Here is a 24491-nt window from a genome sequence, read left to right on the forward strand (position 1 = left end):
CGGTCGCGGCGTCGGAGCGGTAGAAGACCCTGTGCAAACCATGGATTCGCTCACTGTCCTGCCTGACGGCGCGCTCACTTCGCCCGCCGCGCGTCGAAACGCCGAGGCGATTCTTCGCGTCCTCCGCGCCCATCTGCCGGGCCGTGGTTCGGTGCTCGAGATCGCGTCCGGATCTGGCGAACACGCCGCCGCCTTCGCCGCCGCCTTGCCGGATTTGGATTGGACGCCTAGCGATCCCAGCGATCAGGCCCGCGAAAGCATCGCCGCCTGGAGCCGCCAGTTCGCCGTGTCGAACCTGAGGCCGCCGTTCTCGATCGACGCAGGCGACGTCGCGACATGGCCGACCGACACGTTCGCCGCCCTGTATTGTGCGAACATGACGCACATTAGCCCCTGGTCGGCGACCGAGGGGCTGATGGATCTGGCCGGTCGGGTCTTGAGACGCCCCGGCGGCCTGTTTGTGCTTTATGGCCCCTATCGCGAGGCCGAGGTTCCGCTGGCGGAGTCGAATGCGGCCTTCGACGCCAGTCTGAAGGCGCGGAACATGGAATGGGGTCTTCGTGATCGCGAAGCGGTCGAGACCCTAGCCCGCTCGCATGGCCTTGCGGCCACGCTGCGCGTTCAGATGCCGGCAAACAACCTCATTTTGCTGTTTCGCGCCGTCTGATCAGACGATCGCGCCGACCAGCTTGGACAGTTCGGATCGCTCGTTCAGCAGGGTCACCGCCCCGTCCTTGAACACTGCTCCATCCGCCTGGGCCGGCACGCCAAAGCTCTCAGCCGCCAGCGTGACGCCATCGGCGAAGGCGATGACCGTCAGGCCGTTGGTGCGCGCCAGGTCGATCAGCGACCGCACGGCCGCCAACGACGCCTCATCCATCGACCCGCCCGGCACGACCAGACCCTTCAGACGCCCCTCGGCGATGTCCTTGGCCGTTGCGGTGGCCAGCACGGTCACGCCGCCGGCGATCAGGCTGGCGTCGCCTGTCGAGATCGGGGCCAGGCCCACGCCTTCGGCCCGCAACGCGCCCTCCACGTCGCCCAATTCGCCAAACGCCATGTCACGCCGCATCACCAGCCCCATGCGCAGACGGGTGGGAACAGGACGGTTGTAACCGGTGCGACGGGGGCCTGCGGAAGATTTGTTTTGAGCGAACAAGACGTCTCCTTGAGATGTTTCAATACTGATCCAGATCCGACAAGCGACGCTGTCGAACCACCCACGCCGATGACCAGAAAAACGAAAATCGACGGGTCCGACGCGTGTCGTCCCGCACTCTGGCTCATTTGTGGAATGCCGTCAGATATAGTGACGATCCTGCCTGGATCAACCTGCCAGTTCGAACAGACTGGCCTTGTTGATTCTGAAAACGGCGATCCGCTTGCTCGCGATCGCGGCCGGCTCTAGACACCCGCATCGACTGGACGACGGAATCGCATGGCCTTCACCCGCACCTATGATGGCGACGAACCCGTTCGCGTGAACAAATGGCTGGGCCAGACCGGCGTCTGTTCGCGGCGCGAGGCCGATACCCTGATCGCCAATGGTCTGGTCTCCATCGATGGCGAGACGATCAGCGACGCCGGCCGAAAGATTCAACCCGGCGAAACCCTGACCCTGAACGACACCGCCCAGGCTGCGCTGGCGACGGGCATGACCCTGGTGCTGCACAAGCCGGTCGGCTACGTCTCGGGCCAGCCCGATCCCGGCAAGATCCCGGCGGTGCGACTGCTGAAGACGCCCAATCGTGTCGGCGAAGGCGAGACGCCTGCGCGGGATGCCTCCCTGCCCCCCATCGGTCGGCTGGATGAGGATTCGCGCGGCCTGTTGCTTCTGTCGTCGGACGGCGTCGTCGCCAAGGCCGTGATCGGCCCAGCGTCCGAGCTGGACAAGGAATATCTGGTCGTTGTCGAAGGCCAGATCACCGAAGGCAAGCTCAGCAAGCTGCGCCACGGCCTGTCGCTGAACGACAAGCCGCTAAAGCCCGCCCGCGTCACCCAGATCGAGCAACAACGCCTGCGCTTCATCCTGACCGAGGGCAAGTATCGCCAGATCCGCCGGATGTGCGAACTGGTCGGGCTGGAGGTCGTGGACCTCTATCGCACCCGCATCGGCCCGTTGGAACTGGGCGACCTGCCCGAGGGTCGCTGGCGTCACCTGAGCGATCAGGAACGCGCCATGCTGATCGCGGCCTCGACGACGCCTACAGCGCCGTAATCGAGCGCTCTAATTGAGCGCTTTGAACCACCGGTCCAGAAGTTGGGCCTCGGCACGGCGCGCCTCGGTGCGTTCGGCGGCCTCGGCGTCCACGCCCCACTGCTCTTCCTGGAACAGCTCGTCGATCCGCGACAGGTCGAACGCCGCCCCGCCATCCAACGCCCCCTGCTCCACCGCCAAGGCCAATACAGCCGACCCCAACAGCGGCACGGCCGTCGCCAGTCCAGTCAGGCGGAAATCATCCAGCGTCACAGCGTGCGCCTTCACCTTTGCGATGGCGTCCGGCGACTGCGGCCGATGCACGATGCCTTCAACAGGCTCCAGCGCCACCCCCATCTCGCGCGCCGCCCAATCGCGCCAAGGCCCCCACTCCTGCGCCTGCCGTTCGACCAGCGGCGTCGGATGCTCAGCCAGGTAGCAAACCACGTCCGATCCGGCATAGGCGGCGATCTCGTCCGCCACCGCCTCGCGCGCCTGCCCGATCCGGTCGATCGCGGTCGAGGCTAGCCGCGTCGCCGGCATGGTCGATGGGTCGAGAAACTGTTCCTGCGCCGCCCATTCGTCGGCGACCAACTGCGCCGCAGCCTGCGTCGGCAGGACCAACGCCGCCTTGTCCGGCGTCTTCGGCGTGCGCCCATCCAGCAACACGGCCCAGCCCCCGTCTGCATGCGGCCCCACCGTCGCTTCAGTCCAGAAACGGGAGATGCGATCCGGCGACTGTTCGACGAAACGCGGGCGATGCGGGGTGGGTTGATCGGTCATCAGAAGGTCCGTTGAAATCAGGCGGGCACGACGTCGAACGCCAGCGTCAGACGCGACGCCTCGCCGCCGAACGGCTGGGTGCCATGCCACATATAGGAAGGAAACAGGACCAACGTGCCGGGTTGGGGCTGCACATAGTGTTCTGCCGCCAAGCTCGGCAGGCCGGGCGGCGCGCCGAACCGCAACCCCCCCTCGCAGCCCTCGCCCCGCACCGCCGGCGGCAGTTCGATATGGCAGGCCGAGGACAGCCAGCCGTTCGAATGGATGTGGTCGGCGTGAAATCCGTTCGGCCTCAACCGCACCGACCAACTGCCCTGGATGCGATAGTCGCCCGTATTGCGCGCTCTCAGCGGATCGTCGCCGTGGCCAACCGCCGCCATATAGTCGCGGATCGGCTTGTCGATAGCCTGGAAGAAGGCGCGAATGGCCGGATCTTCGCTCTGGGCCAGGGACGCGCTGGTCTGCGATCCCCCGCGCAGCGACTGGCCCACCGGATGGGTCTTTAGCGTATGCAGATCATGCAGCGCCCTCGCCAGATCAACCAGATAGGCCTCCAGGGACACCCACCCTTGCGGCGCCTGCAGCCGATACGGCCGGACGAAGGCGTCGTAGTCGTAAAGCTCATGGTATCGAGGATCGCCGAGCATCCGCCACACCGTCGCCTGAAAGGCCAGCACATGCTGGTTCAGCGGCTCGCGCGCCCGCAGCGTCTCGATCGGAACCAGCGCCGCCTCTGTCTCGCCCAACGCCAGCAGACATTCGGCCTGGGTCACCATGATCGCCGCGACCTCGCCACCGGCAAGCGCCGCCGCCCGGTTCGCATGGTCCAGCGCTCGGCGTGGGTCCAGCGTCAGGCACGCCTGCGCCGCCGCCAGTTCCCCTGGCCCATCCAGCGGCCCGGCGACTAGGGTGCGATAGGCCCGCTCACCCTGCCCTGCATATTCCAGCAGCTTCGCTTTGATCTGGCGCAGCATGGGCGTCGCTGGCGATACGGCGATGGCGGCGTCCAACGGCGCGCAAGCAGTTTCCAGATCGGCATCCCGCATCCAGATCAACTGGCTCAAATCACGCAACGCGTCGCCATAGCCGGGACGCCGCGCCAGCGCCTGACGGTAGGCGTTATCCGCCTCGTCGAACCGACTCTGCGCCTGCAACGCCCGCGCCAGCACCAACCAGGTTTCCGGCGCATCGCCGCCGATGGACATGGCGGCGCGACACGCGACCTCCGCGTCGACCGCCCGCCCAAGATCGCCGAGGGTGGACGCCAGATTATGCCACGCCGGCACGCTCTGCGGCCGAACGCCGACGAGTCGCTGCGACAGCGCCGCGCTATCCTCCAAACGCCCCGCCCGCTTCAGCAGATCGGCCTGGACCGACAGCGCCTGCCACGGCGCATCGGCCGGCTGCGCTATCGGCGCCAGCATATCTACGGCCGCGTTTAGCTGCCCGGCGGCGGCCAGAGCCTTGGCCCCTTCGACCCTCGCCTGCCAAACCTGCGCTTGGAGGTCCGCCGTCACCGAATTCGCTTCACGCCCAGGAAGGGATCGTCTTCGGCCTCATCCTCGGAGAAGCCGAAGTGGGCGAAGCCGGCTTTCATCTCAGGGCTCAAAGGGGCGGTGACCTTCAGGACGCCGCCGCGCGGGTGATCCAGTTCGATGCTGCGGGCATGCAGTTGCAGCTTCAGCGGACCCGACAGTTCACGCGATTTCTCGTCGCCGTATTTCGGGTCGCCCAGAATGGGATGGCCGATCCCTGCCATGTGGGCGCGCAGCTGGTGCGTCCGGCCGGTGAAGGGGCGCAGCGCCATCCATGACGCCCGATGCGAGGCGCGGCTGATGGTCGAGAAGGCCGTCTCGGCCGGTTCGGCGCGCGGGTCCTTGCGCTCGGCTGGGCGCATCATCTCGAAGTCGTTGATGCCCGTCTTCTTCAGCGGCATGTCGATCTGGCCCGAATAGGGTTTCGGATTACCGATCACGATGGCCCAATAGGTCTTCTTGGCCTGCCGACGCGCAAAGGCGCCCGCCAGACGCTTGGCCGCCTCCGGCCCCTTGCCCAGCAGCAGAACGCCCGAGGTGTCGCGGTCCAGCCGGTGCACCAGACGCGGTCGCTCCAATCCCTCGCCCCAGGCCGACAGCAAACGGTCCACGTGACGGCTCGTCTTGGTCCCGCCTTGCACCGCCAGGCCATGCGGCTTGTTCAAGGCGATGACCATGTCGTCTTCGTACAGTACCAGCGACTTGGCGAAGGCGATGTCACGTTCTGAAAGGGTGTGGGCGTCGCCCGCCTGGCGAGACGTGTCGTCAGGGATCGGCGGCACGCGAACGGCTGCGCCGGCGGTCAGCCGGCCTTCGGGCTTGATGCGGGCCCCGTCCACGCGGATTTGACCGCTGCGGGCCATCTTCTGCACCTGGATGTTGGACAGATGCGGCCAGCGCCGGCGGAACCAGCGGTCCAGCCGGATGCCGTCCTCATCCTCGGCGACATAGATCGTCAGGACTTCGCGCTTGGGCGCATCTGCTGCGGGCGGCTGGTCGGTCAAGCGGGAACTCCAAAGGCGCGGCGGGCGAGCATCAGGCCGACGAACAGGGCCGCGATCGCCAGAACCACCGAGCCGATCACATAGGCGGCGGCCAGACCGATCTGGCGGCGCTCGATCATCTGCACCGCTTCCAGCGAATAGGACGAAAAGGTCGTGAACCCGCCCAATACGCCGACGGCTGCGAACAGACGCACCATCTCCTGCTGCGCCCCGCCCCGGAACGCCAGCCAGCCGACGAGCAAACCCATCAGCAGACCGCCGGCGACATTGGCGGTGAAGGTGCCCACGGGCCAACCGGCATTGGGCGCGAGCCGCCCGGCGGCGAGGCCAAGGCCATAGCGCGCCATGGAGCCGATGGCCCCACCTGCCGCAACGAGAAGAAAACGTGTCATCGTGCGGCGATATATACGCCGCCCGCGACGAAAGCGATGGTCAGCGCGGGATGGAGCCCTGCGCCGAGCGCGCATCATAGGCGTTCGGCCGATCCGGCTTCTGGCCGCGTCCCAAAAGCACTTCCAGGGTCGTCGAGGTCGGCTGCGGTCCACTGAAGTTCAGACCGACGCCCACGCCGACGCCCGAGGCCGAATAGCCGCCGTATCGACTGCTGCCGCCGCCGATGGAGACGCTCGGGCTGACGCCGCCTGCGCCACCCGGCCGACCATCGGTCCAGCTCTGCGTCACCTCGAACCAGTCGTAGCCCTGTTCGGTGGTCAGGTCGGCGGCGCGCACCAGCGCCCAATCGGCGACACGGCCCGCCGCGCCGACGCCGTTGTAGGTTACACGGTAGCGATTGGATTCGATGCGCTGCTCGGAATACCCCTGCCCGTTCGGCCCCATCTGGGCGCCATAGGGCGCCAGGCTGGCGCAGGCGGTCAGGGCCAGGGCGGAAAGACCGGTCAGGGCGAGGGCGAGACGCTTCATCAGAGGTATCCTTTCAACGACATAGCGCCAAAACGCGCACGGCGTTCCCTGAAGCGACCGTGCCCTAAAGACCCAGAGCCGTCCTCAGCGTCGCGAAATCCTCGGGCGGCGGCGCTTCGACCGTGGTCGTCCCGCCCTCGGGATGCGGAAAACTCAGTTTGGCGGCATGCAGCATCAGGCGTGGCGCCGGCCCGACCGGCGTGGTCAGGGCGCCGCCGTAACGCACATCCCCGATCAACGGCCGACCGACATGGGACATATGCACCCTCAACTGATGCATCCGCCCCGTCAGAGGCTCCAGCTCGACTACCGCCCCTTCGGATCCCGAGGCCAAGGTCCGATATCGGCTCTGCGACCCCTGCGCGCCCGGCGCATCAAAGGCGACGACCCGCATATAGCTTTCGCGCCCGATCTCCTCGCGTCGCAACGGCGCGTCGATGGTCGCCGCCTTGGGCTCAGGCGCGGCCGACAGCAGGGCCAGATACTGTTTTCTGAACCGCCGCATCTGCAACGCCTTGCCCAGAAAACTCGCCGCCGGCTTGGTCTTGGCCGCCAGGATCACGCCCGAGGTGTCCCGGTCCAGCCGATGCACCAGTTCCGGCCGCTTGCCGTTGGACCGGGCGAACGCCCACAGCAGATCGTCCAGCGTATGCGCCTTGATCCGCCCGCCCTGGCTGGACAGGCCCGGCGGCTTTGAGAAGGCGATGACGTGCGCATCCTCGTGGATCACCCACGACCGGACGGCGGCGATTTCGTCTGGGGATAGGGCGACGGGTTGGCGTTCGGACATCGGGCGCTTCTAGAGGTCAGTCGCCCGCCGCGTCCACAGCGCCGTCCACCGCCATCCGCGCCCGCATCTCGGCCCAGCGCTCCAACCGCGCCTTGACCTTCTCCTCGTGCCCCTCGCCCTTGGGCTTGTAGAAGGTGCGACGGTCCATCTCGTCGGGAAAGAAGTTCGCGCCCGAGAAGCCCTCGGGCGTGTCGGGGTCGTATTGATAGCCCTTGCCGTACCCCAGCGACTTCATCAGCTTGGTCGGGGCGTTGCGGATGTGGGCGGGGGGCATCAGCGAGCCCGTCTCATAGGCCGCCTTCTTTGCCGCCTTGAACGCCTCATAGACCCCGACCGACTTGGGCGCCGTCGCCAGATGCACCACCGCCTGAGCCAGGGCCAGTTCACCCTCGGGACTGCCCAGGAAGTCGTAAGTGTCCTTGGCGGCATTGGCGACCAGGATCGACAGCGGATCGGCCTCGCCGATGTCCTCGACCGCCATCCGCACGATCCGTCGCGCCAGATACAGCGGATCCTCCCCCCCGTTCAGCATGCGCGCCAGCCAATAAAGCGCCGCGTCGGGGTCCGACCCCCGTACCGATTTATGCAGGGCGGATATGAGGTTGTAGTGTTCTTCTCTCGACTTGTCATAAGCGGGCGCGCGGCGTTGCAGCACGCCCGCCAGACCCTGCACGTCCAGCTTTTCGCCCTCAGGCAGGTCGAACAGCACCTCCGACATGGTCAGCAGATACCGCCCGTCGCCATCGGCCAAGGCCAGCATCGCCTGTCGCGCCTCCGGCGTCAGCGGCAGGGTCCGGTCCATATGCGTCTCGGCACGGCTCAGCAGCTGATCCAATGCAGCGTCGTCCAGCCGCTTCAGCACATAGACCTGACTGCGCGACAGCAGGGCGCCGTTCAGCTCGAAGCTGGGGTTTTCCGTCGTGGCCCCGACCAGGGTCACCACGCCTGCCTCGACGAAGGGCAAAAAGCCGTCCTGTTGGGCGCGGTTGAAGCGGTGGATTTCATCGACGAACAGCAGCGTGCTCTGTCCCGCCGCACGCCGCATCCGCGCCGCCTCGAACGCCTTCTTCAGGTCGGCGACGCCCGAAAAGACCGCGCTGATCGCCTGATATTCATAGCCGGCGGCCTGGGCCAGCAGCCGCGCGATCGTGGTCTTGCCCGTCCCCGGCGGTCCCCACAGGATCATCGACCCCAACCGCCCCGCCTCGATCATTCGCCGGATCGGCCCGCCTGGTCCCAGCAGATGATCCTGCCCCACCACCTCGTCCAGCGTGCGCGGACGCAGGCGGTCGGCCAGAGGGGCGTCGGGGGGCAGAATGCCGGAGGCTTCGAACAGGTCGCTCATGGGTGCGACCTATGTAGGCGTTCGCCAAAGGCTTTTCACGCGTTAGTATGGCGAACCGCCACGGAGACCGCCCCATGACCGACACCAATCCGAACCAGGGTCCGACTTCTGGCGTGACGCCGCACCTGACCATCCCGTCGCGCGGCGCTTCTGCGGCGATCGATTTCTACATCATCGCCTTCGGCGCCGAGGTTCTGGACCGCAGGCTGGCGGACGACGGCGAGCGGCTGATGCACGCCCACCTGAAGATCAATGGCGCCAGCGTCATGTTGAATGACGAGTTTCCGGAATACGGCGGCTCGCAGGACCTGCGGCCCGCCGGCGTCACCCTGCATCTTCAAGTCGCCCATCCCGACGCCTGGTGGACGCGCGCCATGACCGTCGGCGGCGCGGAACCCGTTCTGGACATGGCCGATCAATTCTGGGGCGACCGCTACGGAGTCCTGCGCGACCCCTTCGGCCACACCTGGTCGATCGGCGGGCCGACGAAGGCCTGACGACCTATCTCAGCACGCCGCGGATCTGACGGCCGCCCCGGTTGACCACGACCTCCCACGGGCCGCGACCGGAACTGGCGGCCTCGACATCGCGGGCCGAGCCGATGGCGCGGCCGTTGATGCTGACGATAAGGTCGTTCTGGCGGAAGCCCGCGCGGGCCGCATAGCCGCGCCCCGACACGCCGGTCACGATGACGCCCGTCGCGAACGGATCGCCGCCCAGTCGGTCGGCCAGAGCAGGGCTGAGCGCGACGACCTCGGCCCCGGCGAAGGGGCCGGACTGGATCGTCACTCCCTGCTTCGGATCGGCGTCGCCCGGCAGAGTCTGCACCCGCGCGGTCAGGGTCTGCGCCCGACCGTCGCGCAGGATGGACACCTGCACCTGGTCGTTCGGATTGCGCGAGCCGACGCGGTAGTTGAGCCCGTTCTGGTCGTTGATCTCCTGACCATCGACTGAGGTGATGACATCGCCCTGACGAATGCCGGCGCGCGCGGCCGGACCGTTGGCGTAGACGTCGGTGACGACCAATCCCTGCGGCCGGCTCAGGCCCAGGCTGCCGGCGATGTCGCCAGTCACAGTGTCGCCCTTCACGCCCAGCCACGGCCGCACCACAGCCGTCGCGCCGCCCAGCGCGCTGTCGACGACCCGCTTGACCATGGCCGCCGGCACCGCGAACCCGACTCCGGCCGAGGAGCCTGAGCGCGAGAAGATGGCGGTGTTGATGCCGATCAGGTCGCCGTCCATGTCCACCAGCGCCCCGCCCGAGTTGCCGGGATTGATGGCCGCATCGGTCTGGATGAAGGAGCCGCTGTCGGAAATGCCGGTCTCGGTCCGGTTCAGGGCCGAGATGATGCCGTTCGTCACCGTCTGGCCCACGCCGAACGGATTGCCGATGGCCAAGACCAGATCGCCGACCTGCTGCTCTTCCTGATCGTCGATGGCCAGCACCGGCAGGCGGTCGCTGACGTTCTCCAGCCTCAGCACGGCAATGTCGCTGCGCTCGTCGGCTAGGATAACGGTGGCGGGAAACTCGCGCCGATCGTTCAGCACGACCTTGATCTGCTGGGCGCCGTCGATGACGTGGTTGTTGGTGACGACGATCCCGTCAGAGCGGACGATGACGCCAGAGCCCACGGATTCCGCCACCCGCGCCTGGGGAATGCCGCCGCCGAAGAACTGGAAGAAAGGATCGGCCTGCACCCGCTGCACGCTGCGCGCCGAGATATTGACCACGGCCGGCGCGGCGGATCGCACTACCGGCGCGAAGCTGGACTTCATCCCCGCCGCATCGGCCGGAGCGGTGCGCGTCGGTTGGGCGAACTCGCCCTCCTGCGCCTTGGAATTCGAGGGATTGCCGCACGCCGACAGGGCGAAGGCGGCGGCGAGCACGATCGATCGGGTCTTCATGGGCATCCGAGGCTGGGGCATCCGAGACTGGCAAGCGTAAAGCGACGCCATTCCGCACCTGGTTTCGGGCCGGATCAAGGCGCGCCATTGTCATCAACGGACACGCTTTACAGCCGTTCCGTTCGGCCGCCTGCCCGCCATATTTGCCCTTCGCGCGCAGGATCGCTACATCCGGCGCAACTCCCCATTCAGACGAACCCGAAGGGCGCACCGCACCTCATGGCGCAGCAATATATTTTCCAGATGCAGGGTCTGACCAAGACCTTCCCCGGCGGCCGCAAGATCTTCGAGAACATCTGGCTCAGCTTCTACAACGACGCCAAGATCGGCGTCGTCGGCGTCAACGGCTCGGGTAAGTCCACCCTGCTGAAAATCATGGCCGGCCTGGACAACGAGTTCAACGGCGAGGCCCGCGCCGCCGACGGCATCAAGCGCGGCTATCTGGAGCAGGAGCCCAAGCTCGACGACAGCCTAAACGTTCGTCAAAACGTCGAGGCCTGGTGCGAAGAGAAGCAGTGGGTCAACCGCTTCAACGAAGTCGCCGCCGAACTGGGCGAAAACTACACCGACGAGCTGATGGAGGAGATGACCTCCCTTCAGGAGAAGATAGACGCCGGCGACGTCTGGGACATCGACAGCCGCATCGACCAAGCCATGGGCGCCCTGCGCTGCCCGCCTGACGACTGGGAAGTCACCAACCTGTCCGGCGGTGAAAAGCGCCGCGTGGCCTTGGCCCGCCTGCTGCTGTCAAAGCCCGACATGTTGCTGCTCGACGAACCGACCAACCACCTGGACGCCGAATCCGTCGCCTGGCTGCAGCACCACCTGGAAAACTTCCCCGGCTGCGTCATCCTGGTGACCCACGACCGCTACTTCCTGGACCTCGTCACCAAGTGGACGCTGGAGCTGGACCGCGGCAAGGGCCACCCGCACGAGGGCAACTACTCCTCGTGGCTGGAAGCCAAGACCAAGCGCGTCGTGCAGGAACAGTCGGAATCCGAAGCCCGCCAGCGCGCCCTCACCCGCGAACTGGAATGGGTGCGTTCGGGCGCCAAGGCCCGTCAGGCCAAGTCCAAGGCCCGTCTGGCCGCCTACGAGCGGATGGTCGAGGAACAGGAATCGATGCGCGGCGCCCAGACCCACGCCCACATCCAGATCCCGCCCGGGCCGCGCCTCGGCAACGTCGTTCTGGAAGTCGAGGGTCTGCAAAAGACCTATGGCGACAAGACGCTGTTCGACAACCTGACCTTCAAACTGCCGCCCAACGGCATCGTCGGCGTCATCGGCCCGAACGGCGCCGGCAAGTCGACCATGTTCAAGCTGATCACCGGCCAGGAACAGCCCGACGGCGGCACGATCAAGGTCGGTGAAACCGTCAAACTGGCCTATGTCGATCAGTCGCGTGACGATCTGAAGCCGGACGAAACCATCTGGCAGGCCATTTCGGGCGGCACCGACGTGATGATGGTCGGCAAGCGCGAGATCAACACCCGCGCCTATGTCGGCAGCTTCAACTTCAAGGGCGGCGACCAGCAGAAGAAGGTCGGCCAGTTGTCCGGCGGTGAGCGCAACCGCGTCCACCTGGCCAAGACCTTGGCCTCGGGCGGCAATCTGATCCTGCTCGACGAACCGACCAACGACCTGGACATCGAGACCCTGCAGAACCTCGAAGAGGCTCTGGAAGAGTTCGCGGGCTGCGCCGTGGTCATCTCCCACGACCGCTGGTTCCTTGACCGTCTGGCCACCCACATTCTCGCCTTCGAGGGCGACGGCCATGTAGAATGGTTCGAGGGCAACTTCGAAGCCTACGAACAGGACAAGATGCGTCGCCTGGGCGCCGACAGCATCATCCCCAAGCGCATCCAGCACCAGAAGTTCGGCCGCTGATCGCCTGACCTGACAAGAGGAGCCGCTGCATGACCCAACGCCCCGCCGTTCTCATCATGCAGCGGCATCTTGCGCCGCTCTCGGGATTTCTGGAGAGCGCCTACGACGTCTATCGTTTCTGGGAAGGTCCGCCGATCGAGGCCGCCCACGACATCCGCGTCCTGGTCGTCGCCGGCGAGGCGCCGCTGGATAAGGCGCTGATCGAACGCTTGCCCAATCTCGACCTGATCGCCTGTTTCACCTCCGGCTATGATGGGATCGACATCGACTGGTGCCGCCAGCGCGGCCTGCCTGTCACCCATGCCCCCGGCGTCAATCACGAGGATGTCGCAGATCACGCCCTGGGCCTGATCCTGGCCGCACGCCGCCAGATCGCCTCGGGCGACCGTCAGGTCCGCGCTGGCGGCTGGACCTTCGAGACGCGCACCATCACGACGTCGCTCGCTGGCCAGAAGCTGGGCATTGTCGGCTTGGGCCACATCGGCAAGGCCGTCGCCGACCGCGCCGAGGCCTTCCGCATGGCGGTCAGCTGGTGGGGGCCGCGCCCGCACGACGCCGAATGGCCACGCGCCGACAGCTTGCTGGCGCTCGCCAAGGCCAGCGACATCCTGGTCGTCGCCTGCAAGGCGGACGAGACCAATCGCGGCCTGATTTCGCGGGACATCATCGAGGCGCTTGGCCCGGACGGCCTGCTGGTCAACGTCTCGCGCGGTCAGGTCGTGGACGAGGACGCCCTGATCGCCGCTTTGAAGTCAGGGACATTGGGTCAGGCCGCCCTGGATGTCTTCATCGAAGAGCCGACAGACCCAGCGCGCTGGGCCGACGTTCCCAATGTTATTCTCACGCCCCACACCGCCGGGGCCACGACCGCCGGCGTGCAGGGCATGCTGACGCTGCTGATCGACAACCTGCAGGCGCATTTCGCAGGCGAGCCGCTGAAGACGCCCGTCGTCTGACTTCAGCGGGGACGCTGCGGCCGCTCGTCCGCCGTCACCACGCCGTCGCCGTTCTTGTCCATCGCCTTGAAGGCGGCGGCGAGGCCCACGTCGAACTCCTCGCGAGTGATACGTCCGTCTGCATCGGCGTCGAAGCGCGCCAGCATCCGACCGCCGCGCGCATTGGCCAGTTCGCTGGCGTCGACTACGCCGTCTTCATTGGCGTCTAGGCGGTTGAACATCTGGGTCATGCGCGCCTGCATCTGGGCTAGGTTTTCGCGCTCCGGCGGCCGCATCTGTCCGCCCATAGGCCGCCCTGACATTTCAGGTCCAGACATTTGAGGCATGGGCGTCTCGGGAAAGTCGCTCTGGGCCAACGTCGGACTGGCGGCGGCGACAGCAAGAGCGGCGATGAACAGGCTACGCATAAGATCACTCCAAGACGGGTCTGTGGGCTTTAACGCACGCACGAACCATTCCCGTCGACGCGGTTCCAAGAAACCGATTTCACTTGCCAAATCATATAAGGATATCTTTATATGAGCATATGAGTTTGTCCGCCGATCAGACTGTCGAAGCCCTCCGCGCCGCTGGCGAACCCACCCGTCTGCGCCTTCTGTCGCTGCTGGCGGGTGAAGAGCTGTCGGTCATGGAAATGTCCCGCATCCTGGATCAGAGCCAACCCCGGGTGTCGCGCCATCTAAAGCTGATGACCGACGCCGGGCTTATCGAGCGCTTTCCCGACGGCGCCCGCGTCTATTACCGCCTGTCACACGACGCCCAAGCGCGCCGGCTGATCGACACGGTGCTGGACATCCTGGCCGACGACGCCGGCGAAGCTGATCATCGGCGTCTGGACGAAGTCCGCAAGGACCGCGAGGAAGCCGCCGTCAGCTATTTCGAACAGGTCGCGCCCCAGTGGGACCGCCTGCGTTCGCTCTACGTCAGCGAAAGCGCTGTCGAGGCGGCGCTGGAAAAGGCTGTGGGGCCCGGCCCCTTCGAACGCGTCGTCGATCTGGGCACGGGTTCTGGCCGGATGCTGACCCTGTTCGGCAAGAAGGCCAAGATGTCGGTCGGGCTGGACCTCAGCCAGAATATGCTGAACATCGCCCGCACCAACGTCACCAAGGCGGGTGTGGAGCAGGTCGAACTGCGCCACGGCGATATCTTCGCCACCCGCCTGCCCGCCGCCAGCGCCGATCTGGTGATCGTGCATCAGGTGCTGCACTACCTGTCCGATCCGTCCGCCGCCGTGGCCGAGGCCGCCCGCCTTGTCAGTCCGAACGGCCGCCTGGTCATCATCGACTTCGCCCCGCACGACTTCGAACATATGCGCGAGGCGCATCAGCATCGCCGCCTGGGCTTCGCCGACAGCGAGATCAACGGCTGGCTGCTCGACGGCGGCCTGACGCCATCGGCCCCGATCGCTCTGCCGCACGACGCCGAGGGCCTGACCGTGACCATCTGGACGGCGGAACGCCGCGTCCAGGACAGAAAGACCGCCTGATGGCCTCCTCCGCCTCCCTCAACCTGGCCGATGCCCGCGCCCTGCTGCTGTCGCCGCTTGGCCCCGTAGCCCGCGCCGGATCGAACCGCGACGCCGTGCGAGTCTCGTTCGAATTCTTTCCGCCCAAGACCGATGAGGCCGAGGCCAATCTGTGGAAGGCGATCCGCCGTCTGGAGCCGCTGAACCCCGCCTTCGTCTCCGTGACCTACGGCGCCGGCGGTTCGACCCGCGAACGGACCCACCGCACAGTCCAGCGCATCATCACCGAGACTTCGCTACGACCCGCCGCCCACCTGACCTGCGTCGAGGCCAGCAGGGAAGAAGTCGACGAGGTCATCGAAGGCTACAAGGTGATCGGCGTCGATCACATCGTGGCCTTGCGCGGCGATCCGCCCGGCGGGGCTGGCATCGGCGGCGTCTATCAGCCGCGCGCCGACGGCTATGCCAACGCCACCGAACTGACCGCCGCCATCAACCGCATAAGCGGCTTCGACGTCACGGTCGGCGCCTATCCCGAGCGCCATCCCGAAAGTCCGTCCATCGATCACGACATCGAGGTGCTGAAGGCCAAGGTTGACGCCGGAGCCACCCGCGCCGTCAGCCAGTTCTTCTTCGACATCGACGCCTTCCTGCGCTTCCGCGACCGGGTGCGGGCGGCGGGCGTCACTATCCCCCTGATTCCCGGCGTCATGCCGGTGTCCAACTTCGCCGGCCTGACCCGGATGTGCGGCGCCTGCGGGGCCAGCATTCCCGACTGGCTGAAGGCGCATTTCGACGGCCTGGACGACGATCCTGAGACCCGCAAACTGGTGGCCGCCTCGGTCGCCGCCGAGACCTGCGCGCGTCTGCAGGAAGAGGGCTTCTCGGACTTCCACTTCTACACTTTGAACCGCGCCGACCTGGTTTATGCGATCTGTCGCGTTCTGGGCGTGCGCGAGACGGCGGCAGCCCAATGACCGCTTCTCTAACTCGGGCAGAACGCATTGCCGCCCTGCATCAGGCGGCCAAGGAACGCATCCTGGTCCTCGATGGCAGTTGGGGCGTCATGATCCAGCGTCGGGGGCTGGACGAGGCCGACTTCCGCGCCGACCGCTTCGTCGCCGCCAAAGGCTATGACGAGAAACACCAGATGAAGGGGAACAACGACATCCTCTGCATCACGCGGCCCGATGTCATCGCCGACCTGCACGACCAGTATTTCGCCGCCGGCGCCGACATCAGCGAAACGAACACCTTCTCGGGCACCACCATCGCTCAGGAGGACTACGCCCTGGACGCCCAGGCGGTGTGGGACATCAATCTGGAGGGCGCGAAACTGGCCCGCGCCTCGGCCGACCGCTGGACCGCCATGGAGCCGCACAAGCCGCGGTTCGCCGCCGGCTCCATCGGCCCGCTGAACAAGATGCTGTCGATGTCGTCCGACGTGAATGACCCCGGCGCCCGCAGCGTGACCTTCGACCAGGTCTATGAGGCCTATCGCCATCAGGTGAAGGCGCTGAACCAAGGCGGGGTCGATCTCTATTTGATTGAAACCATCACCGACACGCTGAACTGCAAGGCCGCGATCAAAGCGATCAAGGACTTGGAAGACGAAGGCATGGACGTCCTGCCGATCTGGATTTCGGGCACCATCACCGACCGTTCGGGCCGCACCCTGTCGGGCCAGACGGCCGAAGCCTTCTGGAACAGCGTACGCCACGCCAAACCCTTCGCCGTCGGCTTCAACTGCGCCCTGGGCGCCGACCTGATGCGACCCTTCATCGCCGAGCTGAGCCGCGTCGCCGACACTCTGGTCGCCGCCTACCCCAACGCCGGCCTGCCCAACGCCATGGGCCAGTACGACGAAGAACCGCACGAGACCGCCCACTTCATCGAGGAATGGGCCGCCTCGGGTCTGGTCAATATCGTCGGCGGCTGCTGCGGCACGACGCCGGATCACATTCGTCACGTCGCCGAAGAGGTCGCGCCGCTGAAGCCCCGCGTCATCCCGGAACGACCGGTGGCCTTGCGGCTATCCGGCCTCGAACCGTTCGAGATGGTGGCGTGAGCAAGACCGGAGAGGTCGAGGCGTTCGAGCGGTTGCGTATCGAACTCCGAAAACTAGCAGCAAGCAGCCCCGCCTGCGTGATCGATCACGACTCTGAGAAATATATTCTTCTCCGAATGGGGGACGGCGGCGACATGTCTCTTCTGGAGGCGCGTCTGGGTAGCTACGAGCTAGGCCTGAGTTGTGGCCAAGGCCTAGACTTCAAACGTCTCCGAAATGATCACGACGTCGAAGAGGCACTCGCTCTTTGCGACGCGGTCATAGCAGGCCGAGGCGTCTCTGTCAGCGGTCCCAAAGGCTATCCGACACGCTCCTGGATATTCCTGGATAGTCGGGGCTTCAAAAAAGCCGTCACGACCGGTGCTGTATCCATCATGTCATGGCGCCGCGCCCGGTCGATCAAGAAAAGCCTCTGGCAGCGAAACAGGTTGCCTATCCTCGTAGTTGAGTCCGCCTGATGCGCCCCACCTTCATCAACGTCGGCGAACGGACCAACGTCACCGGCTCGGCCAAATTCCGCAAGCTGGTGGTCGAGGGCGACTATTCGGCTGCGCTGGACGTCGCTCGCCAACAGGTCGAGGCCGGCGCCCAGATCATCGACGTCAATATGGACGAAGGGCTGCTGGACGGCGTCGTCGCCATGCGGACCTTCCTGAACCTGATTGCAGCCGAGCCCGACATCGCCCGCGTGCCGGTGATGATCGACAGCTCCAAATGGGAGGTGATCGAGGCGGGCCTGAAGTGCGTTCAGGGCAAGCCCATCGTCAACTCGATCAGCATGAAGGAAGGCGAACAAGCCTTCCGCGATCATGCGATCAAATGCCTGCGCTACGGCGCGGCCGTCGTGGTCATGGCCTTCGACGAGGTCGGTCAGGCCGACACCGCCGCCCGCAAGATCGAGATCTGCACCCGCGCCTACAACATCCTGGTCAACGAGGTCGGCTTCCCGCCCGAGGACATCATCTTCGATCCCAACATCTTCGCCGTGGCGACAGGGATTGGGGAGCACGACAACTACGCCGTCGACTTCATCGAGGCGACGCGGGAGATCAAACGCACCCTCCCCTACGCCCGCATCTCGGGCGGGGTGTCGAACGTCTCGTTCAGCTTCCGCGGCAACGAGCCGGTGCGCCGGGCGATCCACAGCGTCTTTTTGTACCACGCCATCAATGCCGGCATGGACATGGGCATCGTCAATGCCGGCGACCTGCCGGTCTATGACGACATCGACGCCGAACTGCGCGAGGCGGTCGAGGATGTGATCCTGAACCGGCCGCAGCGGACCAATGTCACGAACACCGAGCGGCTGGTCGACATGGCGCCCCGTTACAAGGGCGAGAAAGGCCAAGCCCGCGTCGTCGATCTGAAATGGCGCGAACAGCCGGTTGGCAAGCGGATCGAACACGCCCTGGTCAACGGCATCACGGAGTTCATCGAGACCGACACCGAAGAGGCCCGCCTGGCGTCCGAGCGCCCGCTGCACGTGATCGAAGGCCCGCTGATGGACGGGATGAACGTGGTCGGCGACCTGTTCGGCTCGGGCAAGATGTTCCTGCCGCAGGTGGTGAAGTCCGCCCGCGTGATGAAACAGGCCGTCGCCTGGCTGGAGCCCTTCATGGAGGCCGAGAAGGCCGGCAAGCCGCGCGAGCAGGCGGGCCGCATCCTGATGGCCACCGTCAAGGGCGACGTCCACGACATCGGCAAGAACATCGTCGGCGTCGTGCTGCAATGTAACAACTACGAGGTGATCGACCTCGGCGTCATGGTCCCGGCCGACCGCATCCTGGACGAGGCCAAGGCCCACAACGTCGACATCATCGGCCTGTCGGGCCTGATCACGCCCTCGCTGGACGAGATGGTCTTCGTCGGCGCCGAAATGGAACGGCGCGGCTTCGACATCCCTCTGCTGATCGGGGGCGCCACCACCAGCCGCACCCATACGGCAGTCAAGATCGAACCCGCCTATCGCCGGGGCTCGACCACCTATGTCGTCGATGCGTCGCGCGCCGTCAGCGTCGTTTCGGGTTTGCTGTCCAAGACCGAGCGCGCGAAGAACGAGGCCGCCACCCGCGACGAATACATTCGCATCCGTGAGCAATATGCGCGCGGCCAGGAGGTGAAGGCGCGCGCCACCCTGGCTCAGGCCCGCGAAAACCGCTTCCGCATCGACCCCGCCCAGCCCATGCCCGGCAAGCCGTCCTTCCTCGGCGTGAAGGCGTTTGACGCCTGGGACCTGCAGGATCTGGCCGACCACATCGACTGGACGCCCTTCTTCGCCAGCTGGGAGCTGATCGGCCGCTATCCGCTGATCCTGGACGACGAGATCGTCGGCGAGGCCGCGCGCGACCTGTTCGCCGACGCGCAGGTTATGCTGAAGCGGATCATCGACGAGAAGTGGTTCACGGCGAAAGGCGTTGTCGGCTTCTGGCCGGCCCGCGCCGACGGCGATGATGTCATCGTATTCGCCGACGAAGGCCGCGACGCGGAGATCGCCCGCTTCCACACCCTGCGCCAGCAAATCAAGAAGTCGAACGGCAAGCCGAACCTGGCTCTATCCGACTTCATCAACGACGATGGCGACGACTATATCGGCGCCTTCGCCGTCACGGCCGGGCACGGCGAGTTGGAGATCGCAAAACGGTTCAAGGACGTCGGCGACGACTATTCCGCCATCCTCGCCACTGCCCTGGCCGACCGCCTCGCCGAGGCCTTCGCCGAACGGCTGCACAAGGAAGTTCGCACCACCCTGTGGGGCTACGCCGCCGACGAAACGGCCGACATCGACGCGCTGATCGCCGAACAATACCAAGGCATCCGCCCTGCACCCGGCTATCCCGCCCAGCCCGACCACACTGAAAAAGCTACGCTCTTCCGCCTGCTGCAGGCCGAAGACCACGCCGGCATGGCATTAACCGAGAGCTACGCTATGACGCCCCCCGCCTCGGTCTCCGGCCTCTATTTCGGCCATCCGGGCAGCCACTATTTCGGCGTCGGCAAGATCGATCTAGACCAGGTCGAGGATTACGCCCGGCGCAAGGGATGGGACGTCGCCACCGCCGAGCGCTGGCTTGCCCCCATCCTCAACTACGATCCCTACGCCGCCAAACGCGACACGGCGGCTTGAGCCGGGCTCAAGCCGCCGTCTGTGATCGGGTAACCGCCGAACCGATCAGTTGATACCGACGCTCTCCAGCGTGGCAGGCGGCGTTGTGATGTTGTCGCGCAGGCGGCGCGCGGCGTGCTCGCAGCGGCCCGGCAGACCGAAGAACAGGCCAAACGACTGGCTGCGCGCCTCGGCGTCAGGGTTCGCCATCAGCGGCGCCCACTGCGCCTTGACGGCGGCGACGGCCTGCTCGGCCTCGGCCTTCGAAGCCGCCGACTGGCGCGGCGCGGCCGCCTCCAGGGCGCTACGGAAATCCTGGGCTTCGAGACGGCCCAGACGCACCAGCTCGACATCCTCCGGCGCACGCGACGTCAGCGTCTCGCCCAGATCGGCATGGCCCGTCACCAGCGCATCGCACCACGCCACCAGCGGATAGTCGGCGCTTGGCGCGCCGCGCGGCAACGGCCGTGCATAGGCGATGGCCTCGCGCGTCTTCAACGCATCGGCCGTCTCGCCCGAGCGATTACCCGTCACGATCGGCCCATCCTGCGTTTGAGCAACCGCCGCGCCGGCAGCCAGCAGCGACAGGACCGATAGTCCGGGAACGACAAATTTCAGCATGATCTTCCTTGGAGGGGCGCGCCGCAAATAGGCGACGATCCGTAACGCTCGCCCGCGCGAATGGTTTTTCTACGGCGCCGCTTAAACGAAAAAGGCGGCGGAGCGTTGCTCCGCCGCCTCAGTCTGTCGTCGATGACCGGCCTTAGAACTTGGCGGTCAGACCGACGTAGTAACGGCGACCCAGCACATCATAGGTGGACGGGTCGGTGTTGGCCTGAACGCCAGGAACGAAGACGTTCGGCTGTTCGTCGGTCAGGTTGTTCACACCGCCGCGCAGCGACACCGTGTCGTTGATGGACCACGAACCGTTCAGATCGAAGTAGTCGATGGAAGGCAGGACCTCGGTGGTGTTGATCACCGTGATTTCGCCAACCCGACGCCAGCGTGCGCCGACCGAGAATGGACCGCTCGCCCAAGTCACCGACGTCAGAGCTTTCCATTCCGGGAAGGTGTTTCCGAAGGTGCTGTCGATCGTGCCCGTACGGTCAGTGAAAGCGCCGCCTTCGACGACGTTGTCTTCGTAGTTCTCCAGCCAGCTGATGACCGTGTTGAACTTCAGACGGCCCCAATCGCCACCACCGATGTCGGCGATGTTGAACGCCCAGTCGGCCTGGAAGTCGACGCCAGACGTCTTGATCATGCCAAGGTTGGCCTGATTTTCGATCGCGCCGACAATGTTGCCGGACAGCGGATCGCGGCTGAACAGCTGGCAGTAGCTATTGGCGTTGCTGAAGGTGGGGTTTTCGCCCGTTACGTTGAAGCAGCCGGCCAGCGAGTCGTCTGCCGCGATCGATCCGATCGCGTCGGTGATTTCGATGTTGTAGTAGTCGATCGAAGCCGAGAAGCCCGACAGCCAAGGCGACGTGAACTGCGATTGATACACCAGACCGACCGACCAGCTGTCCGAGGTCTCTTCAAACAGGTTGGGGTTGCCACCGGTGCGGCTTTCGACCTGGTTGTTGGAGAAGGTGTAGCGATCGATCGCCTGAGCCGAAATCCCTTGCGCCAAGCACAGCGCACGGACGGCAGCGGCGTTAGAGCCCTGGCGGAAGCTGCTGCGAATATCGCAGGGGTCACCACCGGTGCCCGCAGCCGAGGGCGCGCCGATGCTCGGGAAGTTCGTGCTCGCGGTGGCGAACAGCTCCCCGATCGACGGCGCACGAACCGAGCGGCTATAGCCGCCACGAGCGCGCAGACCGCCGGCGACGGTCCAGTCTAGCTCCGCACGATAGGCCTGCGTGCCGCCAGCGGTGCTGTAGTCGGCGTAACGATAGCCGAGGTTCAGATCCAGTTGCTCGACGAAAGGCAGATCCGAGAGCAGCGGGACCAGCGCTTCGATGAACAGTTCCTTGGAGTTTGTACCACCGCTCAGCGAAGGCGTCGGGTTGAAGCCGGCGATTTCCGAACCACCGACATTGCCGCCGTCCGGCTGGCCATTTGCGCCCAAGTGAGGCGTGACCGCGTTCTGTTGAGCGAGCGAGGAGTCGGCGCCGAAGGCGAAGTCGTCTTGGCGATACTGAGCGCCGAGGGCGACACGAACTTCACCGGCCGGCAGATCAAACGCCTTGCCCTGAAGCGACGCTTCGATGACCCGTTGTTCGGTCACGGTCGAGTTACGCGCCGAACGACCGATGTAGTTGATGCACTCGGCCGACAGGTCTGTCACGCCAAACGGATCGAAACCACCAGCGCAGAGGCTGCGTCCGCCGTCCGCAGCGTCCAGCAGTCGCTGAACCGACGAGCGAGAAACGTTGCCGGTTTGAGTGGTCGTGTTGGAAACGCGGCCATACGAACCGTAAACGTCATACGTCCAGGTGCTTTGCGGAACCTGACCACGGACGCCCGTGGTGATCTGATAGATGTTGTACTCTTCCGTCGAGTGGCGACCGCCCAGCGACGTGAAGCGCTTGTTCAGCAGGAACGAACCATTCGGATTAGCACGCGAGTTCAGGAATCTGCGGAGATCAGCCGTGATGAACGGGTTGGTCGCCGGGACGCGGAAACCGGTTCCGCTGGCCGCGGGGCTAGCCGCCAGTTCGGTGTCGGCGACATATTGGGTGAACAACGCATTGGCATAGACTTCAGCGTTGTCATTGATCTTGTAACGGCCGCCACCGTAGACGTTGTAACGGTCAAGCGGCAGTTGCAGATAGTTCAGCGGACCCGTGTTGAACGTGTAGTTGGCGCCGGGCGCCGTGTATTCCGCGCCGGCTCCAGCCGGATTCTTGACGTTCAGCTTGCCAGTGTACGAGAACAGCGTGTTGTCATCGTTGAAACCGAACGCGCCCGTTTCAACAAGCGTCGGGCTGTTGAAGTAAGATCTGACCAAAGCCAGGCTTGGCAGGTTGTTGCTGTCGAAGATCGTCGAACCCAGGGGCGAGGTGCCCGAAGGGCCGGACACCGCCGAGAAGTCACGCGCGGCGTTGAAGATCACATCGCGGGTCGAACGGCCGAGCGACAGCACCATGTTGCCACGGTCGTCGTCGAAGTTGCCGCCGACAGTGACCGAGTAGCTTTCGGTCTTGCCGTCGCTGCGATCGGTTTCACCGTACTGGGCGTCGACCTGAACGCCCGAGAAGTTCTCGTCGAGGATGAAGTTCGCAACACCAGCCAGGGCGTCCGAACCATAGGCCGCCGAGGCGCCGCCCGAGATGACTTCAATATTTTTGATGAGGGCCGTCGGGATCAGGTTGACGTCAACCGAACCGTCCGAGTTCGACGGCACAACGCGACGGCCGTTCATAAGAACCAGCGTGCGGTTCGAACCCAGGTTACGCAGGTTGATGTTGGCTTGGCCGCCATTGGACGGGTTGTTCGAGGTCGACGAGATCGACGGCGTGAACTGCGGCAGATCGTTGATCAAGGTGTCGATCGTGACCGAACCCGTCGCCTGGAAGTCCTGGGCGGTGACCGTGACGATCGGGCTAGTCGAACGATAGTCCTGACGCGCGATGCGCGAACCCGTGACGACGATCTCGCCGACGTCGGTCGCTTGGTCGTCAGCCGACTGTGCGAACGAGGGCGTAGCGGCCATCGCCAAAGCGGCGCCGCCGATGATCGTGGTTGCCAGCAGGCCGCGACGATATCTGTTGTTGTTCAAGGCTTGTTCTCCCAGAAGAGCCAAGATCGTTAGAAACGAACTGCTCAATACATTAGCCATTTGCCGACCATGCGATCGGTTGGGCGCGAGAGCATACCAACGCAGGCAGCAAGTCCAGCGAGAAGGTGGCGCTTGAACACATTGGAGACACGCCTGTCGCAAAGACGACACACCATAGTCGCTACAGCGACATCGGACACGACTCGAATTCTAATGATATACTGGCCGCCACCTTAATGAGACGAAGAAGATTATGGCCCGTTCAGATGGCAAACACGCCAAAAAAATCGCCGTTCTATCGGTTGCATCGGTTATTTTTGCGTCAAACCAGGCTTTAGCGCAGCAAGGTTTGTCTTCGTTAGGGAGCGACTTGGTCGGAGCCGTGACGCAATGCACGACGATCGCGGCCGATGCCGCCCGACTGGCGTGTTTCGACGCCGCCGCGGCTCGATTGGCAGCCGCCGGCGAGGTTGCGATCGTCAGCCGGCAGGATGTGGAACAGAATCAACGTCGACTGTTCGGCTTCAACGTAACGGGCTTGAACCCATTCAGCGGGTCAGGGCGATCCGAAGAATTGCAGTCCATCACGGCGACGATGACCTCAGCCCGAAACCTTGGCAGGGGGGAATGGTCCATCACGCTGGATGACGGCTCGGTATGGCGTAAGACCGACGGCGTGGATGTGCTCTTTTCGGCGAACCGGCAGAATCCGGTTACCGTGCGCAGGGCAGCGTTGGGAAGCTACATGATGAAGGTGGCGAACGATCCGCCCTTCCGTGTACGCCGCGAGTAGTTCTCTAGCGTTGGATCC

General features: G+C 65.2%; 23 protein-coding genes. 11 read left to right on the top strand and 12 right to left on the bottom strand.

Annotated features, from left to right (window positions below):
* Positions 1–40 precede the first annotated feature (40 nt).
* On the top strand, positions 41–667 hold the full coding sequence (locus tag HNP47_RS04920) for a DUF938 domain-containing protein (protein ID WP_221414914.1): 627 nt from the start codon (positions 41–43) through the stop codon (positions 665–667).
* On the opposite strand, the gene HNP47_RS04925 is transcribed toward HNP47_RS04920, so the two are convergent.
* The gene (locus HNP47_RS04925) at positions 668–1159 is read right to left on the bottom strand and encodes a hypothetical protein (protein ID WP_260394601.1); all 492 of its coding nucleotides are present in this window, start codon (positions 1157–1159) and stop codon (positions 668–670) included.
* Between the two features lie 279 nt (positions 1160–1438).
* Between HNP47_RS04925 and HNP47_RS04930 the strand changes: the two genes are divergently transcribed.
* Positions 1439–2218, top strand: coding sequence for a pseudouridine synthase (locus HNP47_RS04930; protein WP_184278570.1), 780 nt, complete (start codon positions 1439–1441; stop codon positions 2216–2218).
* 9 nt (positions 2219–2227) lie between these two features.
* Here the strand turns inward: HNP47_RS04930 and HNP47_RS04935 are convergent, their stop codons facing one another.
* From HNP47_RS04935 to HNP47_RS04965, 7 genes are all read right to left on the bottom strand, one after another.
* On the bottom strand, positions 2228–2980 hold the full coding sequence (locus tag HNP47_RS04935; protein ID WP_184278571.1) for an ATP12 family chaperone protein: 753 nt from the start codon (positions 2978–2980) through the stop codon (positions 2228–2230).
* A 17-nt stretch (positions 2981–2997) separates the two neighbouring features.
* Entirely contained in the window at positions 2998–4497 is a 1500-nt protein-coding gene (locus HNP47_RS16505; protein ID WP_184278572.1) for a putative 2OG-Fe(II) oxygenase, read from the bottom strand.
* Entirely contained in the window at positions 4494–5519 is a 1026-nt protein-coding gene (locus HNP47_RS04945) for an RluA family pseudouridine synthase (RefSeq protein WP_045811444.1), read from the bottom strand. The genes HNP47_RS16505 and HNP47_RS04945 overlap by 4 nt, the downstream gene beginning before the upstream one ends.
* Positions 5516–5911, bottom strand: coding sequence for a fluoride efflux transporter CrcB (gene crcB, locus HNP47_RS04950; protein ID WP_184278573.1), 396 nt, complete (start codon positions 5909–5911; stop codon positions 5516–5518). Before crcB ends, HNP47_RS04945 begins: the two co-directional genes overlap by 4 nt.
* A gap of 40 nt (positions 5912–5951) precedes the next feature.
* On the bottom strand, positions 5952–6440 hold the full coding sequence (locus HNP47_RS04955) for a CC0125/CC1285 family lipoprotein (protein ID WP_184278574.1): 489 nt from the start codon (positions 6438–6440) through the stop codon (positions 5952–5954).
* 64 nt (positions 6441–6504) lie between these two features.
* Positions 6505–7230, bottom strand: a complete 726-nt coding sequence (locus HNP47_RS04960) for an RluA family pseudouridine synthase (protein ID WP_184278575.1) — start codon at positions 7228–7230, stop codon at positions 6505–6507.
* A 16-nt stretch (positions 7231–7246) separates the two neighbouring features.
* The gene (locus HNP47_RS04965) at positions 7247–8575 is read right to left on the bottom strand and encodes a replication-associated recombination protein A (RefSeq protein ID WP_184278576.1); all 1329 of its coding nucleotides are present in this window, start codon (positions 8573–8575) and stop codon (positions 7247–7249) included.
* A 74-nt stretch (positions 8576–8649) separates the two neighbouring features.
* Here HNP47_RS04965 and HNP47_RS04970 point away from each other — a divergent pair, with 74 nt between their 5' ends.
* A complete protein-coding gene (locus tag HNP47_RS04970) occupies positions 8650–9072 on the top strand; it encodes a VOC family protein (protein ID WP_184278577.1) in 423 nt (140 codons plus the stop codon).
* Between the two features lie 4 nt (positions 9073–9076).
* Here the strand turns inward: HNP47_RS04970 and HNP47_RS04975 are convergent, their stop codons facing one another.
* Entirely contained in the window at positions 9077–10480 is a 1404-nt protein-coding gene (locus HNP47_RS04975) for a Do family serine endopeptidase (protein ID WP_184278578.1), read from the bottom strand.
* Positions 10481–10699: 219 nt separating this feature from the next.
* On the opposite strand from HNP47_RS04975, the gene ettA reads away from it, so the two are divergent.
* Positions 10700–12367 carry an energy-dependent translational throttle protein EttA gene (ettA, locus tag HNP47_RS04980; protein ID WP_184278579.1) on the top strand — a complete coding sequence of 556 codons (1668 nt, stop codon included), beginning with the start codon at positions 10700–10702 and terminating at the stop codon, positions 12365–12367.
* A 29-nt stretch (positions 12368–12396) separates the two neighbouring features.
* On the top strand, positions 12397–13323 hold the full coding sequence (locus HNP47_RS04985) for a 2-hydroxyacid dehydrogenase (protein ID WP_184278580.1): 927 nt from the start codon (positions 12397–12399) through the stop codon (positions 13321–13323).
* Positions 13324–13325: 2 nt separating this feature from the next.
* On the opposite strand, the gene HNP47_RS04990 is transcribed toward HNP47_RS04985, so the two are convergent.
* Positions 13326–13730, bottom strand: coding sequence for an EF-hand domain-containing protein (locus HNP47_RS04990; RefSeq protein ID WP_184278581.1), 405 nt, complete (start codon positions 13728–13730; stop codon positions 13326–13328).
* A 119-nt stretch (positions 13731–13849) separates the two neighbouring features.
* Here HNP47_RS04990 and HNP47_RS04995 point away from each other — a divergent pair, with 119 nt between their 5' ends.
* The 5 genes from HNP47_RS04995 to metH are packed head-to-tail and all read left to right on the top strand — an operon-like array spanning position 13850 to position 19980.
* Positions 13850–14809, top strand: coding sequence for a metalloregulator ArsR/SmtB family transcription factor (locus HNP47_RS04995; RefSeq protein WP_184278582.1), 960 nt, complete (start codon positions 13850–13852; stop codon positions 14807–14809).
* Positions 14809–15765, top strand: coding sequence for a methylenetetrahydrofolate reductase [NAD(P)H] (gene metF, locus HNP47_RS05000; protein ID WP_184278583.1), 957 nt, complete (start codon positions 14809–14811; stop codon positions 15763–15765). The genes HNP47_RS04995 and metF overlap by 1 nt, the downstream gene beginning before the upstream one ends.
* Positions 15762–16856 (top strand): homocysteine S-methyltransferase family protein, encoded by a 1095-nt coding sequence (locus tag HNP47_RS05005; RefSeq protein ID WP_184278584.1) that lies wholly within the window; start codon positions 15762–15764, stop codon positions 16854–16856. Before metF ends, HNP47_RS05005 begins: the two co-directional genes overlap by 4 nt.
* Positions 16853–17314, top strand: a complete 462-nt coding sequence (locus tag HNP47_RS05010) for a hypothetical protein (protein WP_184278585.1) — start codon at positions 16853–16855, stop codon at positions 17312–17314. Before HNP47_RS05005 ends, HNP47_RS05010 begins: the two co-directional genes overlap by 4 nt.
* Complete coding sequence (metH, locus tag HNP47_RS05015; protein WP_184278586.1) at positions 17314–19980, top strand: methionine synthase; 2667 nt, start codon at positions 17314–17316, stop codon at positions 19978–19980. Before HNP47_RS05010 ends, metH begins: the two co-directional genes overlap by 1 nt.
* A 45-nt stretch (positions 19981–20025) precedes the next feature.
* Here metH and HNP47_RS05020 read toward each other — a convergent pair whose 3' ends face one another.
* Together HNP47_RS05020 and HNP47_RS05025 are read right to left on the bottom strand one after the other, a co-directional pair.
* Positions 20026–20580, bottom strand: a complete 555-nt coding sequence (locus HNP47_RS05020; RefSeq protein WP_184278587.1) for a hypothetical protein — start codon at positions 20578–20580, stop codon at positions 20026–20028.
* A 142-nt stretch (positions 20581–20722) separates the two neighbouring features.
* Entirely contained in the window at positions 20723–23680 is a 2958-nt protein-coding gene (locus HNP47_RS05025; RefSeq protein WP_184278588.1) for a TonB-dependent receptor domain-containing protein, read from the bottom strand.
* A gap of 253 nt (positions 23681–23933) precedes the next feature.
* Here HNP47_RS05025 and HNP47_RS05030 point away from each other — a divergent pair, with 253 nt between their 5' ends.
* Entirely contained in the window at positions 23934–24473 is a 540-nt protein-coding gene (locus tag HNP47_RS05030; RefSeq protein ID WP_184278589.1) for a hypothetical protein, read from the top strand.
* Positions 24474–24491: the final 18 nt, after the last annotated feature.

This window comes from Brevundimonas vesicularis, assembly GCF_014204545.1.
GTDB classification, from domain to species: Bacteria; Pseudomonadota; Alphaproteobacteria; order Caulobacterales; family Caulobacteraceae; genus Brevundimonas; species Brevundimonas vesicularis_B.

Coding starts and splice junctions, on each gene's coding strand:
- HNP47_RS04920 (WP_221414914.1), top strand. CDS start 41: ATGGATTCGCTCACTGTCCTGCCTGACGGCGCGCTCACTTCGCCCGCC.
- HNP47_RS04930 (WP_184278570.1), top strand. CDS start 1,439: ATGGCCTTCACCCGCACCTATGATGGCGACGAACCCGTTCGCGTGAAC.
- HNP47_RS04935 (WP_184278571.1), bottom strand. CDS start 2,980: ATGACCGATCAACCCACCCCGCATCGCCCGCGTTTCGTCGAACAGTCG.
- crcB (WP_184278573.1), bottom strand. CDS start 5,911: ATGACACGTTTTCTTCTCGTTGCGGCAGGTGGGGCCATCGGCTCCATG.
- HNP47_RS04955 (WP_184278574.1), bottom strand. CDS start 6,440: ATGAAGCGTCTCGCCCTCGCCCTGACCGGTCTTTCCGCCCTGGCCCTG.
- HNP47_RS04960 (WP_184278575.1), bottom strand. CDS start 7,230: ATGTCCGAACGCCAACCCGTCGCCCTATCCCCAGACGAAATCGCCGCC.
- HNP47_RS04965 (WP_184278576.1), bottom strand. CDS start 8,575: ATGAGCGACCTGTTCGAAGCCTCCGGCATTCTGCCCCCCGACGCCCCT.
- HNP47_RS04970 (WP_184278577.1), top strand. CDS start 8,650: ATGACCGACACCAATCCGAACCAGGGTCCGACTTCTGGCGTGACGCCG.
- HNP47_RS04975 (WP_184278578.1), bottom strand. CDS start 10,480: ATGAAGACCCGATCGATCGTGCTCGCCGCCGCCTTCGCCCTGTCGGCG.
- ettA (WP_184278579.1), top strand. CDS start 10,700: ATGGCGCAGCAATATATTTTCCAGATGCAGGGTCTGACCAAGACCTTC.
- HNP47_RS04985 (WP_184278580.1), top strand. CDS start 12,397: ATGACCCAACGCCCCGCCGTTCTCATCATGCAGCGGCATCTTGCGCCG.
- HNP47_RS04990 (WP_184278581.1), bottom strand. CDS start 13,730: ATGCGTAGCCTGTTCATCGCCGCTCTTGCTGTCGCCGCCGCCAGTCCG.
- HNP47_RS04995 (WP_184278582.1), top strand. CDS start 13,850: ATGAGTTTGTCCGCCGATCAGACTGTCGAAGCCCTCCGCGCCGCTGGC.
- metF (WP_184278583.1), top strand. CDS start 14,809: ATGGCCTCCTCCGCCTCCCTCAACCTGGCCGATGCCCGCGCCCTGCTG.
- HNP47_RS05005 (WP_184278584.1), top strand. CDS start 15,762: ATGACCGCTTCTCTAACTCGGGCAGAACGCATTGCCGCCCTGCATCAG.
- metH (WP_184278586.1), top strand. CDS start 17,314: ATGCGCCCCACCTTCATCAACGTCGGCGAACGGACCAACGTCACCGGC.
- HNP47_RS05020 (WP_184278587.1), bottom strand. CDS start 20,580: ATGCTGAAATTTGTCGTTCCCGGACTATCGGTCCTGTCGCTGCTGGCT.
- HNP47_RS05030 (WP_184278589.1), top strand. CDS start 23,934: ATGGCCCGTTCAGATGGCAAACACGCCAAAAAAATCGCCGTTCTATCG.